This is a genomic window from Lentzea sp. NPDC058436 (assembly GCF_042721515.1).
Lineage (GTDB): Bacteria > Actinomycetota > Actinomycetes > Mycobacteriales > Pseudonocardiaceae > Lentzea.
In genome coordinates this window covers 457834-473641 of the sequence record NZ_JBHXLF010000002.1, presented here as the reverse complement: position 1 = coordinate 473641, position 15808 = coordinate 457834, and the positions used below count along the sequence as shown (strand labels likewise).

Sequence of the window (15808 nt, the reverse complement as noted above, 5' to 3'; positions counted from 1 at the left end):
CACCTCTCGGCACTAGAGGCCCGCTTCGTGGGCCACGATCGCCGCCTGGACCCGGTTCTCCGCGCCCAGGCGGCTCAGGATCGCGCTCACGTGGCCCTTCACCGTGCCCTCCACCAGGTCGAGGCGGCGGGCGATCTGCGCGTTCGACAAGCCCTCGCCGAGCAGCTTGAGCACGTCGCGTTCGCGGGCGGTCAGCGACTCGACCTGCTCCCGCGCCCGCCCGGTCCGCCCGCCGCGGAACCTGCTGATCATCCGGGCGGCGACCTTGGGCGCGAGGTACGCGCCACCGGACGCGAGCGCGTGCACGCCCGCGATCAGCTCGCGCGGATCACCCGACTTCAGCAGGAATCCGCGCGCGCCGCCGTCGAGCGCCCGTTCTAGGTAGCCGTCGTCGTTGAACGTCGTCAGCATCGCGACGCCGAACCCCCGCCGTGCCAGCTCACCGGCCGCCTCCAGGCCGTCGAGGCGCGGCATCCGGATGTCCAGCAGCACGACGTCGGGCCGGTGCTTCAGCGCGAGGTCGATCGCCTCGCGCCCGTCCGACGCCTCCGCGACGACCTCGATGCCCGGATCCGCACCGAGGATCGCCCGCACCCCGGCGCGCACCATCGTCTCGTCGTCGGCGAGCAGTACGCGGATCACGATTCCCCCGAGTGCGGTAGCACGGCGACCAGTTCGAACCTGCCGCCGTCACGGCTCACGCGCAGGGTACCGCCGGCGAGCCGCACCCGTTCGCGCAGCGCGACCAGCCCGACCCGGCTGCCCGCACCCCGGCGCCGCCCGATCTCGTTGGCCGCCTCCACCACGGTCACGCCGTCCGCCGTCGTGACCTTCAGCTCCAGCAACGACTTCGGCGCGTGCTTGGCGGCGTTCGTCAGCGCCTCCTGCACCACGCGGTGAACCGTGCGTTCCACTGTGGATGTTGTTGATCCGTCCACTTCGAACTCGACTCGCATGCCCGCCCTGACCGCGCGGCCGACGAGGTCCTGGAGGTCCGCGTCCGAGGGCGGGTCTCCGTCGCGCAGCAGGAACACCAGCTCCGACAGGCGTTCCGTCGCCTTGGCCGCCGTCTCGCGCAGCCGTGCGGCGGCATCCTGCTGCCCGGCGGGCAGCGTCATCTCCAGCGCACCCGCCTGCAACGCGAGCAGGCTCAGCTCGTGGCCGAGCGTGTCGTGGACCTCGTGCGCGATCCGGGTGCGTTCACGCAGGTGAGCGGCCTCGACGGTGGCAGCGGCGAGCTGGGCCTGCTGGTGCCCGAGCCGCCCGAGGAACCACGGCACCGCGACCGCCACCCCCACCAGCACGAGCCCCGTCACCCCACCCACAGCCCCGCCGGCGAACACCAGGGCGGGCCACGACGACGCGGTGCGACGGCCGAGCAGGAACGAGACCGCGAACAACGGGATCCACACGACGGCCGTCCACGGTGGAACGCCGCGATCCATGGTGAACGACACCCCGACCGCCAGCGCCACGCACCCCGCGAGCGCGGCCGTCCTCACCGCCTCCACCGCACCACCGCCACGCTCAGGTTCATCACGCTCGACACGCCCAACCACACCACAAGCGGCAGCGAATAGTGCGCCAACTGGAAGAAGGTGATGTCGCGCCCACCGCCGTACAGCAGGCTCAGCAGCGTGGGCAACGCCAGCAGCAGACCGAGCGGCACGAGCCGGAACACCTGCCACGCCTTGTGGAACCGCCGCGGCCTGCGGAGCGCACGGACGTTGAGTCCGATGGAGAGCAACGTGAACGCCGCCAGAACGAGGTCGATCAGCAACCGGTAGGAGGCCGGTTCGGACGTCCTGCCGTCGAGGACGTCGGCGATCCCGTTCTCCAGCAGGTAGGTCCCCTCGTTGCCGAGCGTGACGCCGCTGTTCGCCATGACCGCGATCCCGTACCCGGACGACGTCAGCAGCTGCCCGGCCGTGCTCGTGAACCAGATCCCGCTGTGCCGCAACTGTCCCTGCTGGTCCGCCTCCCAGCCCATCCCGTCCTGCGGCCGCAGCTCCGGTTGCGCGGCCAGCCACTTCCCCATGTCCTTCGCGGTCGTGATCACGCCGTCCGACCCGGTGACGAACCGGTGCGGCTCGGTCAGCGGCACCGACAGCCCGTACGCGTAGCCGTGGCCCTTGCGGTAGTCCGGCGGCAGGTCTCGCGGCGTCACGTCGATCGCGGTGGTGTCATTCATGTCCAGCGGCTCGAAGACGTGGTTTTTGAGGTAGGCGTTGAAGTTCTCGCCCGACGCCTGCTCGACCAGCCGGGCGAGGAGGTGGTAGTTAGTGTTGGTGTAACGGAACCGGCCGTCCGGCACCGCGTTCTTGATGGCGTCTCTTGCCCGTTCGACGGCTTGGGCCGGGTTGTCCGGCTGCGGCAGGCTCTTCTCCGGCAGCGTGCGGTCGCTGATGCCCGACTTGTGCGCGAGCAGTTGGCGCGGCGTGATCGTCGAATCGAAGACCGGGCGGTCGAGGTCGAGCTTGCCGGCGTCCGCGAGCTGCCGCACCGCCAATGCCGTGAACGACTTGCTGACGGACGCGATCGCCATCTTCGAGTTCTCGGTGAGCTGCGCGCCGGACGAGTCGTGCCCGAAGGCCTGGACCGCGATCACCTGGTCCCCCTTGGTGATCGCGACCGCGATGCCCGGAATGGACGCCTCGCCCATGTAGGTGGACACCAGCAGCGTGAGCGCTGCACCCCAGATGTTCATGGGATGCAACGTATGGATCGGCGGGCGGCGAGACCCGACCTGAAAGACAGAGCGGACCCCCGACGAAAGTCAGGGGTCCGCTCCGGCACACCAGCAGATCAGTGACCCGCGGCCATCTCCGCCGCCAGCCTGTCGTCACCGCTCGTCTCCTTGAGCGGCTTCTCCTTGATGAACACGACCGCCAGCAGCGCGAGCACCGCGAACGGCACGCCCACCAGGAAGATCTCCGCGGTCGCCGTCGCGTAGATGTCGGCGATCACGGCCTTGATCTCGGGCGGCAGCACCGAGATGTCCGGCACCGCGTGCCCGGAGGACTCGCCGCCCGGCATCGCGCCGAACTTCTCCTCGCTCAGGGACGTGACCTTGTTGGCGAGCACCGCGCCCAGCGCCGAGACGCCGATCGCACCGCCCAGGGAGCGGAAGAACGTCAGCGTGGACGTGGTGGCGCCGAGGTCCTTCGCCGGCACGTCGTTCTGGGCGGCCAGCACCAGGTTCTGCATCATCAGGCCGACGCCGACGCCGAGCACGAACATGTGCACGGACACCATGAACACCGACGTGGTGGCGGTGATCGTGGACAGCAGCAGCATGCCGCCGATCATGAACACGCCGCCGGAGACCAGGAACGCCTTCCACTTGCCGAACTTCGTGATCAGCTGGCCCGCCACGGTGGACGAGATCAGCAGGCCGAAGATCAGCGGCAGGCCGAGCAGGCCCGCCTGGGTGGGCGTCTTGCCGAGCGAGAGCTGGAAGTACTGCGAGAGGAACACCGTGCCGCCGAACATCGCGATGCCGACCAGGGCGCTGGCGACGGTCGCGAGGGAGACGGTGCGGTTGCGGAAGATCGACAGCGGCACGATCGGGTCGTGCGCGGTGGCCTCGACGCGGACGGCGGCCACGAGCAGCAGCACGCCGAGCGTGACCAGGCCCGCGGTCCAGGCCGACGCCCACTCGAACTTCTGACCGGCCAGTGACGACCAGATCAGCAGCGTCGAGACGCCGGAGACGATCAGGAACGCGCCCAGGTAGTCGATCTTCGTGTCCTTCTTGCTCACGACCGGCAGGTTCAGGGTGCGCTGCAGCATGAAGATCGCGGCGAGGGTGAACGGGATGCCGATGAAGAAGCACCAGCGCCAGCCGAGCCACGAGGTGTCGACCAGCAGGCCGCCGATCAGCGGGCCAGCGACGGTGCCGACGCCGAACACCGCGCCGAACATGCCGGAGTACTTGCCGAGCTCGCGCGGCGGGATCATCGCGGCCATCACGATCGTCGCGAGCGCCGTGACGCCACCGGCGCCGAGGCCCTGCACGACACGGCTGACGATGAGCATCTCGACGTTCTGCGAGAAGCCCGCGATCAGCGAGCCCACGACGAACAGGCTCAGCGACGCCTGGATCAGCAGCTTGCGGCTGTAGAGGTCGGCGAGCTTGCCCCACAACGGCACGGTCGCCGTCATGGCGAGCAGCTCGGCCGTCACGATCCACGCGAAGATCGACTGCGAGCCCTTCAGCTCGGCGACGATCCGCGGCAGCGCGTTCGAGACGATGGTGCTGGCCAGGATCGACACGAACATGCCCATCATCAGGCCCCACATGGCCTGGACGACGTCGCGTTTGCTGTGGACCGGCGTCACTTCTGCGTCGGTGGTGGTCATGATCCCCCTTCGTGATGGTGTGGCACGTGAGCCAGCCCGGTGCCGAACAGGTCGAACGCCTCTGTGACGAGGTCGCCGAGCGCGAGGCTGTCGTCCGACGCCCAGCGCGTCACCGCGCACCGGAACGCGACGCTTCCCGCGGAGACCAGCAGCCGCGGGTACAGGTGGTCCTCGGGCAACGCCGCCCGCCGGGCCACCGCGTTCGCGAGCAGCTGCTCCGACTCCGCGCCGCTGGCGAACGCCCTGACCAGCAGGTCGGGGCGCTGCATCAGGACTTCCTTGCGCAGCAGCCACAGGTCGCGGGCGCTGTCGAGTTCCTCGGTGATCTCCGCGAGCACCGACCGCCGGTACGCCTCGAACGGCGTCACGGCGTCGGGGAAGGCGAGAACGCGCTCGGCCATGCGCGGGCCCACCTCGGGGTCGGCGCCGATGAGCGCCTCGTCCTTGCTGGCGAAGTAGTTGAAGAACGTGCGCACCGAGACGTCCGCCTCTGCGGCGATCTCCTCCACGGTGACGTGGTCGTAGCCCTTCGCGGCGGCGAGCCGCACGGTCGCCCGCTCGAGCGCGGCACGCGTCCGTCGCTTCTTGCGGTCGCGCAGGCTCTCCCCCGGCTGGTTCACGGCACCAGCGTACGAACTTTTTTGCACGCACTGCAAGTTTGCAGTGTGTGAACTAGGACTCGTTCCCGACCGCTACGACCAGGGGGTCTTCGGCTTCTCCTGGAGCTCTCCGTCGAGGAAGAGGTCGACCTTCTCACTGTAGAAGCAGGCCATGCCGGCGACTTTCTGGCTCTCGGGCAGCGGCGACCGGTAGATCCACACGACGTCCTCGTGCACCACACCGCCCACCTCCACCGACCAGTAGTCGGCGGTCCCCTTGTACGGGCACCGCGTCTGCGTGTCCGAGGACCTCAGGAGATCGAATCGAACGTCGCTCAAGGGGAGGTAGAACCGCGGTGGAAGGCTCGTCTCGAACAGGATCCGCGGCTGTGTCGAGGCCGCGAGCGTCACGCCGTCCAGGGCGATCCGCACGTGCCGTGAGCTGTTCAGGACGTCGACCCGCTTGTACGGGTCGCGCGGGTGGACGTAGATCGGCTCGTCCTCCTCCAGCCACTCGTCCATGGCGCCGAACTCGAACCGCACGAGATCCCGCAGGTCCGGGGAGTCCGGATAGGTCAGCGCCGCGCCCCCGGCCGTGCCGCCACGCGTGACGACGTCGTGGACCAGGCCGCCGTCCTTCGTCTCGCCCGTCGGCTTCAGCTCGACGCGCACCGAGGACAGCGGCAGGTAGTAGGCCGGGTAGTACGGGACCTCCCAGACCAGGCGCGGCGCGGTCGTGTCCGCGACCAGCTCGCCCCCGAAGTACGCACGGACCCTCTTCGCCGAGATCTCCACTCGCAAGTCGCCCATGCCCCATACCAACACGGGACGGGCGAACGAGCTTCCCGGCTACGCGTTCCCGTCGAAGAGGCTCGTCACCGAACCGTCCTCGAAGACCTCCTGGATCGCCCGCGCCAGCAACGGCGCGATGCCCAGCACCGTCATGCCGGGGAACCGCTTCTCGTGCGGGATCGGCAGGGTGTCGGTGAGGATCACCTCGCGCGCCTTGCTAGCGATCAGCCGGTCGTGGGCGTCGCCGGACAACACGCCGTGCGTGGCCACCAGGACGACGTCCTTCGCGCCCTGCTCCAGCAGCTGACGCGCGGCCGTGGTGCTCGTCATCGCCGTGTCGATCATGTCGTCCACCACGACGCAGGTGCGGCCCTCGACGTCGCCGACGACCCGGTTGGCCATGACCTCGTTGGGGCGCAACGGGTCGCGCGTCTTGTGGATGAACGCGATGGGGCAGCCGCCGAGCAGGTCGGCCCACTTCTCGGCGAGCCGGGTGCGTCCGGCGTCCGGGGAGACGATCGTGAGGTCCTCGTCCCGGTAGCGGGCCCCGACGTGGTCGCAGAGCAGCCACATCGCGTGCAGGTGGTCGACAGGGCCGTCGAAGAAGCCCTGGGCCTGCGCGGTGTGCAGGTCGACCGTGACGATCCGGTCGGCCCCGGCGGTCTTGAACATGTCCGCGACCAGGCGGGCGGAGACCGGTTCACGGCCGGCGTACTTGCGGTCCTGGCGCGCGTAGGGGTACGAGGGCACGACGGCGGTGATGCGCTTGGCCGAGGCGCGCTTCAGGGCGTCGACCATGAGCAGCTGCTCCACCAGCCGGTCGTTCACGGGCGCGCTGTGGCTCTGCAGGACGAACGCGTCCGCGCCGCGCACCGACTCCTCGAACCGCACGAAGATCTCGCCGTTCGCGAAGTCGTAGGCGGCCTGCGGGGTGATGGCCACGCCGAGCTCCGCGGCCACGGTCTCCGCGAGCTCCGGGTGCGCCCTGCCGGTGAGCAGGATGAGCTGCCGCTTGGCGATGCCCTGCTTGCCGCTGACCATCGTCACGCTCCACACTCGTCCGGCCTCGGGCCCGATCGTTCAGCACGGTCGCGAGATCGCGCAAACCGCGCGTCCGGCCGATGAGATTCCACGTTGCTGAGCAATCCGAGTTAACTCGATCGGGGGCACCCACAGGGGGTCCAATAGCAGGTGTGTGCCCGCACGCTGGGTATAGATCGGGGGAACCGGATTCACCTCTTGGGGTAGAGCCGGAGTGATTTCTTGATCAGCGTGCTTGAGGGGTCAATGACCATCCCTACGCTCCTCGCATGCCGGAAAACCAGGACACACCTGGCACAACGACCCAGGTACCGCCGACGAGCCCCGTCGTGATGGGCACGCCCATCCACGACCAGATCGCCGACAGCCTCGGAGTTCGCCAAAAGCATCGACGCCCGGACTGACCGCGGCTAGGAACACGGCATGCGTCTGCCCGTGTTCGGCGCCGTGCTGGCGCTCGTGGTCCCGCTCACGCCGACAGCCCACGCCTCGGCACCGCCGATCGCCTGGGCCGCGTGCGCGCCCGCACGTCCCGGTTTCGAGTGCGCCACCTTCACCGTGCCGCTCGACCACGACGACCCGCGCGGCCGGAAGATCGACGTGGCGCTGACCCGCAGACCCGCCACCGACCGGGCGGGGCGGATCGGGTCGTTGCTGTTCAACCCCGGCGGGCCCGGCGCGTCGGGGATCGACGCCGTCTGGGCGTGGGGCGAGAAGATGTCCGCCGGTGTCCAGGGCCGGTTCGACGTCGTCGGCTTCGACCCGCGCGGCATCGGCCGCTCGAACCCGCTGCGGTGCTTCGCCACCCCGCAGGAGCAGGCCGCGTTCCTCGCCGCGGGGCCGATCTTCCCGTACGAACCGGCGCAGGAACGGCCGTTCTTCGACCGCTACCGCTCGCTCGCGGCCCGGTGCGACCAGCCGATCGCCCGGCACATGAGCACCGCCGACGTCGTGCGCGACCTGGACCTGCTGCGCCGCGCCCTCGGCGATCGCAGGATCACCTACTTCGGCACGTCCTACGGCTCCTACATCGGCACGACGTACGCGAACATGTTCCCCGGCAACGTCCGCGCGCTCGCGATCGACGGCGTGCTGGACCCCGAGCTCTGGTCGAGCGGGCGGCAGATCTCCTCGGACCGCGTCGCCACCGCCGAGGTGCTCGACGAGTTCTTCCGGCTGTGCGACGAGGCGGCGTGTCCCTTCGGCCCGCACTCGGGGCAGCGGTGGCAGGCGTTGCTCGCCTCGGTGCGGGCCGAACCCATCGCGCTGGGCAGCGAGGTGTGGACGTACGACATGGTCGTCCAGCACGCGTTGCTCGCCGGGTTCGCCTCGGAGAGGTGGATCGACATCGCGACCGTGCTCGACCGGCTGTCGGACGCCTCGGCGGGACTGTCGGTCCGGTCGGCTCCCGCCTACGACAACTTCTTCGACGCGAACCTGGGCACGATGTGCGCGGACACCGAGTTCCCGCGCACGTTCGGCGCGTACCGGGCGATCTCCCACTACGCCGCGGCGGGTTCCGAGTTCGGCCCGTACTGGTGGTGGAGCACCAGCGCGTGCGCGGACTGGCCGGTGAACCCCGACCGCTACACCGGGCCGTGGCGGGCCCGCACGTCCGCGCCGGTCCTGGTGGTGGGCAACCACTTCGACGGCTCCACGGACTTCCGCGGCGCGCAGGCCGTGGCACGCCAACTGCCGAACAGCCGCCTGCTCGCCTACGCGGGCTGGGGGCACATCGCGTACCGGCGCAGCCAGTGCGCGATCGAAGCCATCCACGCGTACCTCCTCGACGGCACGTTGCCGGCGGCCGGGACGGTGTGCCCGGCGAACCCGAACCCGTTCCTCGACACCGCGTCCCAGTTGGCCGATCGCGACTTTCGGCGGTCGACGGGGCCCGTCGCGAGCAGGTAGGAAGAGCGCCTCTGCGGACAGGAGGGGGAGCTTGTCGATGCGTATCACCGTGCTGGCCGCTGCGGCCGCGCTCATGATCACCGGCACACCCGCGGTGCAGGCGTCGGGTGGTCCCGCCGTTCCGAGGATCGACTGGGCGGTGTGCGGCGCCGAACACCCCGGCTTCGAGTGCGCCTCCGTGAAGGTGCCGCTCGACTACGACGCCCCGCGCGGCGCCACGACCACCGTCGCGCTGGCCCGCAAGCCCGCGACGGACAAGGCGCGCCGGATCGGGTCGCTGTTCCTCAACCCCGGCGGCCCCGGCGGCTCGGGCGTGGACTTCGCCCTGGGCGCGGGCAACACCCTGTCGGCGAACCTGCAGGGCCGCTTCGACATCGTCGGGTTCGACCCGCGCGGCATCGGGAAGTCCGACCCGCTGCACTGCTTCGCCAGCGAGGCCGAGCTCGACGGGTTCTTCGAGGGCATCCCCGGCTTCCCGTACCAGGCCTCGCAGGAACGGCCGTTCTACGACCGCTACCGCTCGCTCGGCCCGGAGTGCCGCGACGACCAGAAGATCGCACAGCACATGAGCACCGCCGACGTCGCGCGGGACATGGACCTGCTGCGCCGCGCCGTCGGTGACCGCAAGATCAGCTACCTCGGCTTCTCGTACGGCTCGTTCCTCGGCACGACCTACGCGAACCTGTTCCCGGACAACATCCGCGCTCTCGTCATCGACGGCGTGCTCGACCCCGAGCTGTGGTCCAGCGGCTGGCAGATCAAGTCGGACAGGATCGCGACCAAGGAGGAGTTCCGCGAGTTCCTCCGCACCTGCGACGAGGCGAACTGCGTCTTCGGGCCGCGGTCGGAGAAGCGCTGGGACGCGTTGCTGAAGTCGGTGCGCGCCAAGCCGATCCAGCTCGGCGACCAGACCTTCACCTACGACGCCGTGATCAACGCGGCGATCGGCGCGATGTACTCGCCGAGCGACTGGCCGGACGCCGCCGAGCTCTTCGACCAGCTGTCCGACGCGGCCGCCGGCACGCTGTCCGCCAAGGCGGAACCGGACTACCCCAACGGTTTCGACGCCTACAACGGCAACGTGTGCGCGGACATCGAGTTCCCGCGCGACTTCAACTCCTACCGGTCGATCTCCCGCTACGCCGCCGCGGGTTCGGAGTTCGGCCCTGCCTGGTGGTGGGGCAACGCGGCGTGCGCGAACTGGCCGACCAACCCCGACCGCTACACCGGACCGTGGCGCACCCGCACGTCCGCGCCGGTTCTGGTGGTGGGCAACCACTTCGACGGCGTCACGGACTTCCGGGGCGCGCAGGCCGCGAACCGCCAGCTGGCGGGGAGCCGGTTGCTGGCTTACGCGGGTTGGGGGCACACGGCTTACGGCGTGAGCCAGTGCGCCACCGCCCACACGAACGCGTACCTGCTCAACGGCACGCTGCCGCCGGTCGGGACGGTGTGCCCGGCGAACCCGAACCCGTTCCTGCCGTCGGTGGCGTCGGCGGAGCCGCTGTTCAAGCCGGCACGGAGGTAGCCAGGTCAGGTCTGGGGCTAACGAGACGAGACGGTCCGTCTCGTTAGCCCCCAGGCCCCTCAACCAGAACGAGACGAGACGGTCCGTCTCGTCAGTTCCTGAGTTCCTGCGCCAGTTCCACCGCCGCACGCGCCGGGTCGTCCCCGAACCGGCTCCCGAACGCGTCGTGCACCCTCCACCCGGCATGCGTGAGCGCACGCCAGCGGGCGAGGTGCGCCCGTGCCCCTTCCGGGTGCGGGCGCACCTCCACCGCGACGGCGGACTCCTTCTCCCCCACCACGAGGTCGACCCGCCACTGCCCCACCGGATACCCCGTCCGCACGGTCAGCCCGGCGGCCCGCAACTCCGCTGCCAGGCTCGCGGTCCAGGTGTCCTCGGGCTCGGCACCGGCCGTCTCCTCCGGCGCCACGTCCGCGTGCCGCAGGTACTCGCCGATCAGGCCGGGCGGTTCGGGCGACGACGTGATGACGTGCACCTGCCTGCGCGCGCGAGTGGTCAGCACGGCGAGCAGGTTGCGGTCGTTCACGAACCGCCACCCGCCCGGCTTCGCGTCCGCGGCGAGGCTGATCACCACCTCGTCGAACTCGCTGCCCTGCACGCCGTGCACGGTGCCGACGCGCACGCCACCGGTGGTGATCTCGTCCAGCGTCAGCTCTTCGAGCAGCGCCGCCTCCAAAGCGTCGGCCTGCGCGCGGAACGGGGTCACGACGCCGATCGACCGCACGCCCGCGGCGACCCGTTTGCGGACGTGCGCGAGCACGGCGTCGACCTCGGCCTGGTTGACGCCCTTCGGGGTGCGCTCGCCGTCGACCCGTTCGGTGTCGATGCAGTCGACGTCCGCGATCGACGGGTGCGTGGTGAGCAGCGCGATCTTGCCGTCGTAGAACCGTTCCGCCGCGAACCCGATCAGGTGCGGCGCGCAGCGGTGGTGCTCGTCGAGCCAGTGCACGCCCGCCGTGGCCGCGCCCGCGTCGAACAGGCTCACCTTCGGCACGTCCAGCCGGTCGCGCAGCTCCGCGGTCCCTTCCGCGTCCACGGCGTCCTGCACCGCCTGGTCGCTCACGAACGACACGTGCCGCAGCTGCCGGGGGTCGCCGCCGATCACCGCGGACCGGCCGCGCAGCAACGCGGGCGCGGCGAGCGGCTGGTCGACGTGGCTCGCCTCGTCGATGATCACCAGGTCGAACATGCCCGCGACGGGCGGCAGGATGTCCTCGACGTCGGACAGCGTGCCGACCCACACCGGCAGTGCCGCCACCAGGTCCGCGCTGTCGATCTCGGCCAGTCCGCGCCGCCGCGCCGCCCGCCCCGACCGCAACGCCTTCGCCAAAGCCGCCACGGCCCGGCGCGCGCCCGTTCCTCGACGGCTGACCGAGTACTCGCGCAGCCACGCGGCCGTCGCCGTGCGGCTCGCGACGTCCTGCTCGATCAGCAACGGCCTCAGCTCACCGAACGTGGTGCCGCCGCTCGTGCCGATCCGGACGGCGGCCGCGGTCTGCGAGGCCGCGTCGACCGCGGCGCCCAGGTCCTCGACGGACACGTCGTCCGCACCGGCGAGGCCACGCGCCTTTCTCAGCGCCCACGAGGTCCGCAGTCCATTGAGGAATCCCGTCCGGGGAGTGAGAAGTCCGCGCAGCACAACCAGATCCACGCTGGCCTCGAACGCTTTCGGCGCCACGGAACGGTGTGCCGGCATCAACGCCTGGTGCTTGCGCGCCTCGGCGGCCAGCTGTTCGTCGGAGAGCGAGCCACCGGCCGTGCGTTCCACGCGCTGCACCGCCGCCGCGGCGGCACGCCGAACGCGGTCGAGCTCCTTCAGCTGGTCGGGGTTGCTCGTGGCGGTCAGCCCGTCGCTGAGTTCGCGCGCCATCTCCTGCCGCAGCTCGGAATCGCCGAACAGCACCGGAACCGGTCCCCCGGCCTTGCGCAACGCACCGCCGAGCACGTCGGCGGCGTTGCGGGTGCGGCTCGCCAGAAGCACGGACTTGCCCGCCGCCACCGCGTCGAGGGCCAACGCCGCGAGAGTGTGCGTCTTGCCCGCACCCGGAGGGCCGCCCACGACCGTGATCCGCGCACGGCGGGCGTGCTCGACAGCGCGCATCTGGCTGTGGCTCAACGGCAACGCCGAACTGATCGGCTCGTCGTGCTGATCCGGCTCGGCGACAGCCCCGTACAACGCCGCGAACGCCGAACCGTCGACGCCCTTCTTGACCGACCAGTCGAACAGGGCCGTCCCCTGCTCGGTCTTCACGACCGGCTCGCCCGCGTGCAGGCCCGCGCCCATCGCGACGACCAGTTCGTTGCCGGAGATCAGCCTCTTCGGGTCCTCGCGCACGATCGGCACGTCCTCGAACCCGGCCAGGCGGAGCGTCTCGGTGATCCACTCCGCGGTCGGGGCGAGCGCGGCCTCCCGTTCGGCGGTCTTCGCCCAGTCGTCGATCAACGGGAACACGGACGCGTCACCGGCGACGTGGTAGGCGTAGTTCAGGCCGCTGGAGTGGTGCAGCCGGACGGGCCGCGACACCAGCGGGAGGCAGACCCGGCGGCGCTGGCCACCGATCTGGGCGGGCCCGACGAGGAACGCCCAGCCCAGCCGCAACAGCCTGTCCTCCTGGTGCAGCGCGTCGTACGCGGCCAGGTGCTCGACCTCGGAGCGGGCCTGCTTCAGCGCCGACCACCAGACCGGCGTCCACTGCGGACCCTCCTGCACCAGCGTGATCGCCCGCCAGGACGGCTCGTGCTCGCCCTGCCACAGCAGACCGGCCGCCTTGGTGAGGTCGAGCTGGAGCTTCTGCGGCTGCTCGGCGGCACTCAACCGGGCGAGGGTGCGCAACACAGCCGAAACGTTCACGCGGGACATCGTGCCATTCGAGGCGGTAGCTTCGTGGACCGTGGAAGACCTTCCGGCTGGACTGCCCGATCACGACCTGCGAGCCGGACTCGCCCGGTACGGCATCACCGGGCCACCGGTCCACGCCCCCGTCGGCTTCGGCGACCACCACTGGACCGTCTACGACCGGTGGTTCACGTCGGTCTCCGACCTCACCACCAAACCGCTCGCGGACCTGCGGCGCGCGATGGAGACCGCGGCGGCTCTGGCCGAGCAACTGCCGTTCGTCGTCGCCCCGGTGCGTTCGGAGGACGGCGACGTCGTGGTCCTGCTCAACGACCGGTACGCGTTGAGCGTCTTCCCCCACGTCACCGGGAGATCAGGCTCGTTCGGCGATCCGGTCCACCCCGGCGTGAGCGAGCTGCTGGCCGCGCTGCACGGCTGCGAACCGCCGGCGGACTGCCCTGTCGCACCGATCGGCGTGCCGGGCAGGACCGAGCTGGAGACCGTGCTCGACGACCCCGGCGAGTGGTGCTCGGCCGAGGCGCGCGAGCTGTTCATGGCGCACACCGATGTCGTCCGCGACCGGCTCACCGAACTGGACCGGCTCGCGGAGCGGTTGCCGGACGAACAGGTCGTCACGCACGGAGAACCCCACGCGGGCAACGTGATCGTCAGCCCGCACGGCCTGTGCCTGGTCGACTGGGACACGGTCGGACTGGCCCCGCCGGAGCGCGACCACTGGCTGGTCGACGACGACAGCCCGTTCTACGAGCTGCGCTGGGCGATCGCCGACATCGCCGACTTCACCGAGAAGCTCCGCGCCCCGCACGAACGGTCGCGGGACGCGGAGCTCACGTTGCACTACTTCACCAAGACGCTGAAGAGCCTTTAGAGCGACAGCGTCCAGGTGTCGATGGTGCCGACGTCGGCGGTGGCCGCGTCACGGACCCGGAGCGTCCAGGTGCCGTTGCGGGTCTCCGACGACAGGTTGACCGTGTAGGTCTGGTCGATGTTGTCGGCGCTGCCACCGGTGCGGTTGTGCAGGTTGTAGACGGAGCCGTCCGGCGCGACCAGGTCGACCACGAGGTCACCCTTGTAGGTGTGCTTGATGTGCACCTCGACCGTGCTGCTCGCCGAGGCGTTGCCGGTGCAGCCGCTGAACGCGACGGTCGACGTCACGGTCGCGTTGTCGCGGATCGCGACGTCCGTGCCGTTGGTCTGCGGGGCGCAGGTGGCCGAGCCGACCGTCCACGTGAACGACGTGCTGCCCGAACCGCCCGCGGACGCGGTGGCCGTGACGGTCACGTTGTACGTGCCGGCGGTGGTCGCCGTGCCGGTGACGAGACCGTTCGAGGAACCGATCGACAGGCCGGTCGGCAGACCGGTCGCGGACCACGTGTACGGCGAGGTGCCGCCGGACGCGGACAGCTGCAGGTTCGCCGTGCCGTTCAGCGCGGTGCTCTGGTTGCCCGGGTTGGTGACCGAGACGCCCGGAACGCCGCCGGTGTTGGTGCGCAGCAACAGGTTCGCCGAGCCCGAGCCGGGGTTGGTGATCTTGCCGGGGGTGGCCTGGGCGAGGATCGCCGCGTGCACCTCGGCCGGGGTCTTGGCGGGGTTGTCCGCGAGGTACAGCGCCGCCGCGCCCGCGACGTGCGGGGACGCCATCGACGTGCCGCTCATCGTGGCCGAGCCGGTGTTGTTGCTGTACGAGGCGGAGATGATGTTCTCGCCGGGCGCGAACAGGTCGCTGCACGTGCCGTAGGACGAGAACGACGCACGCGCGTCGGTGCGGGCCGACGCCATGACGTTGATCGTCTCGGTGACGCGCTGCGGCGAGTACTTGCAGCTGTCGTCGTTGAAGTTGCCCGCCGCCACGACGTACGTGACGCCACCGCGGATCGACGCGCGCACGGCGTCGTCGAGCACGCGGCTCGGCTCGTTCGCCACACCGGTGTAGAGGCTCATGTTCGCGACGGCCGGCAGGACGGCGTTCGCGGTGACCCAGTCGACGCCCGCCGCCTCGGTCGCGACGGAGCCGCCACCGGAGCAGTTGAGCACGCGGACGGCCTTCAGCTTGACGTTCTTCGCCACGCCGTAGGTCGCGCCGCCGACGGTGCCGGAGACGTGCGTGCCGTGGCCCTGGCAGTCCTTGCCGTTGCGGCCGTCGGTGAACGCGTCGAAGCCGAACGACGCACGGCCGCCGAAGTCGGCGTGGTCGTAGTTGATTCCGGTGTCGATCACGTACGCCGTCACGTTCGCGGCGCCCGTGCTGTAGCTGTACTTGCTGTCCAGCGGCAGGCTCGCCTGGTCGACGCGGTCGAGACCCCACGACGGCGGGTTGAGCTGGTCGGTCAGGACCTGCACGGTGCGGTCCTGCTCCACGTAGGCCACGGCCGGGTCGGCGGCGAGGCGCTTGGCCTGCTGCTTCGACAGCGTGGCCGAGAAGCCCTTGAACGCGGCCTTGTAGGTGAAGCCCTTCCTGCCTCCGTAGCGCGCGGCCAGGTCGTCGGTGCGGCCACCGACCTCCGAACGCGCCATGCCGTTGTCCCTCAGGACGACGATGTAGCTGTCCTGGACGGCGTTGGGCGCGTTCTCCGCGACGATCGGGCCCTCGGGCTGTGCGGCGACAGCCTGTGGGAGCGCGAGCACGGTTCCGGCGACGGCGACTGCCGCCACCCCGAGCGTGCGCAGGGTGCGTTGTCTCATCACTGCTCCTCATTCGCAGGGAACCGCGTGCGACCA

At 70.4% G+C, this 15808-nt stretch carries 12 protein-coding genes; 3 read left to right on the top strand and 9 right to left on the bottom strand.

Annotated features, from left to right (window positions below; translation table 11 throughout):
• Positions 1–12: 12 nt before the first annotated feature.
• From ACFWN2_RS09705 to ACFWN2_RS09675, 7 genes are all read right to left on the bottom strand, one after another.
• Positions 13–642, bottom strand: coding sequence for a response regulator (locus ACFWN2_RS09705; RefSeq protein WP_382426243.1), 630 nt, complete (start codon positions 640–642; stop codon positions 13–15).
• On the bottom strand, positions 639–1511 hold the full coding sequence (locus tag ACFWN2_RS09700; protein WP_382426242.1) for a sensor histidine kinase: 873 nt from the start codon (positions 1509–1511) through the stop codon (positions 639–641). The genes ACFWN2_RS09705 and ACFWN2_RS09700 overlap by 4 nt, the downstream gene beginning before the upstream one ends.
• A complete protein-coding gene (locus ACFWN2_RS09695) occupies positions 1499–2707 on the bottom strand; it encodes a serine hydrolase domain-containing protein (RefSeq protein ID WP_382426241.1) in 1209 nt (402 codons plus the stop codon). Before ACFWN2_RS09695 ends, ACFWN2_RS09700 begins: the two co-directional genes overlap by 13 nt.
• A 98-nt stretch (positions 2708–2805) precedes the next feature.
• Entirely contained in the window at positions 2806–4362 is a 1557-nt protein-coding gene (locus ACFWN2_RS09690; RefSeq protein ID WP_382426239.1) for an MDR family MFS transporter, read from the bottom strand.
• Positions 4359–4982 (bottom strand): TetR/AcrR family transcriptional regulator, encoded by a 624-nt coding sequence (locus ACFWN2_RS09685; protein ID WP_382426237.1) that lies wholly within the window; start codon positions 4980–4982, stop codon positions 4359–4361. The genes ACFWN2_RS09690 and ACFWN2_RS09685 overlap by 4 nt, the downstream gene beginning before the upstream one ends.
• 72 nt (positions 4983–5054) lie before the next feature.
• Positions 5055–5771 carry a DUF427 domain-containing protein gene (locus tag ACFWN2_RS09680; RefSeq protein WP_382426235.1) on the bottom strand — a complete coding sequence of 239 codons (717 nt, stop codon included), beginning with the start codon at positions 5769–5771 and terminating at the stop codon, positions 5055–5057.
• Positions 5772–5810: 39 nt separating this feature from the next.
• On the bottom strand, positions 5811–6794 hold the full coding sequence (locus tag ACFWN2_RS09675) for a ribose-phosphate diphosphokinase (RefSeq protein ID WP_382427423.1): 984 nt from the start codon (positions 6792–6794) through the stop codon (positions 5811–5813).
• Positions 6795–7217: 423 nt separating this feature from the next.
• On the opposite strand from ACFWN2_RS09675, the gene ACFWN2_RS09670 reads away from it, so the two are divergent.
• Together ACFWN2_RS09670 and ACFWN2_RS09665 are read left to right on the top strand one after the other, a co-directional pair.
• Entirely contained in the window at positions 7218–8705 is a 1488-nt protein-coding gene (locus tag ACFWN2_RS09670) for an alpha/beta hydrolase (RefSeq protein WP_382426233.1), read from the top strand.
• A gap of 37 nt (positions 8706–8742) precedes the next feature.
• Entirely contained in the window at positions 8743–10233 is a 1491-nt protein-coding gene (locus ACFWN2_RS09665) for an alpha/beta hydrolase (protein WP_382426231.1), read from the top strand.
• Positions 10234–10324: 91 nt separating this feature from the next.
• On the opposite strand, the gene ACFWN2_RS09660 is transcribed toward ACFWN2_RS09665, so the two are convergent.
• Positions 10325–13084 (bottom strand): AAA domain-containing protein, encoded by a 2760-nt coding sequence (locus tag ACFWN2_RS09660; protein ID WP_382426229.1) that lies wholly within the window; start codon positions 13082–13084, stop codon positions 10325–10327.
• Positions 13085–13124: 40 nt separating this feature from the next.
• Between ACFWN2_RS09660 and ACFWN2_RS09655 the strand changes: the two genes are divergently transcribed.
• Positions 13125–13958 (top strand): phosphotransferase, encoded by an 834-nt coding sequence (locus ACFWN2_RS09655; protein ID WP_382426227.1) that lies wholly within the window; start codon positions 13125–13127, stop codon positions 13956–13958.
• Here the strand turns inward: ACFWN2_RS09655 and ACFWN2_RS09650 are convergent.
• Entirely contained in the window at positions 13955–15772 is a 1818-nt protein-coding gene (locus ACFWN2_RS09650; RefSeq protein ID WP_382426225.1) for a S8 family serine peptidase, read from the bottom strand. The genes ACFWN2_RS09655 and ACFWN2_RS09650 overlap by 4 nt on opposite strands.
• Between the last annotated feature and the right edge of the window lie 36 nt (positions 15773–15808).

Coding starts and splice junctions, on each gene's coding strand:
- ACFWN2_RS09670 (WP_382426233.1), top strand. CDS start 7,218: ATGCGTCTGCCCGTGTTCGGCGCCGTGCTGGCGCTCGTGGTCCCGCTC.
- ACFWN2_RS09675 (WP_382427423.1), bottom strand. CDS start 6,794: ATGGTCAGCGGCAAGCAGGGCATCGCCAAGCGGCAGCTCATCCTGCTC.
- ACFWN2_RS09695 (WP_382426241.1), bottom strand. CDS start 2,707: ATGAACATCTGGGGTGCAGCGCTCACGCTGCTGGTGTCCACCTACATG.
- ACFWN2_RS09665 (WP_382426231.1), top strand. CDS start 8,743: ATGCGTATCACCGTGCTGGCCGCTGCGGCCGCGCTCATGATCACCGGC.
- ACFWN2_RS09650 (WP_382426225.1), bottom strand. CDS start 15,772: ATGAGACAACGCACCCTGCGCACGCTCGGGGTGGCGGCAGTCGCCGTC.
- ACFWN2_RS09680 (WP_382426235.1), bottom strand. CDS start 5,771: ATGGGCGACTTGCGAGTGGAGATCTCGGCGAAGAGGGTCCGTGCGTAC.
- ACFWN2_RS09690 (WP_382426239.1), bottom strand. CDS start 4,362: ATGACCACCACCGACGCAGAAGTGACGCCGGTCCACAGCAAACGCGAC.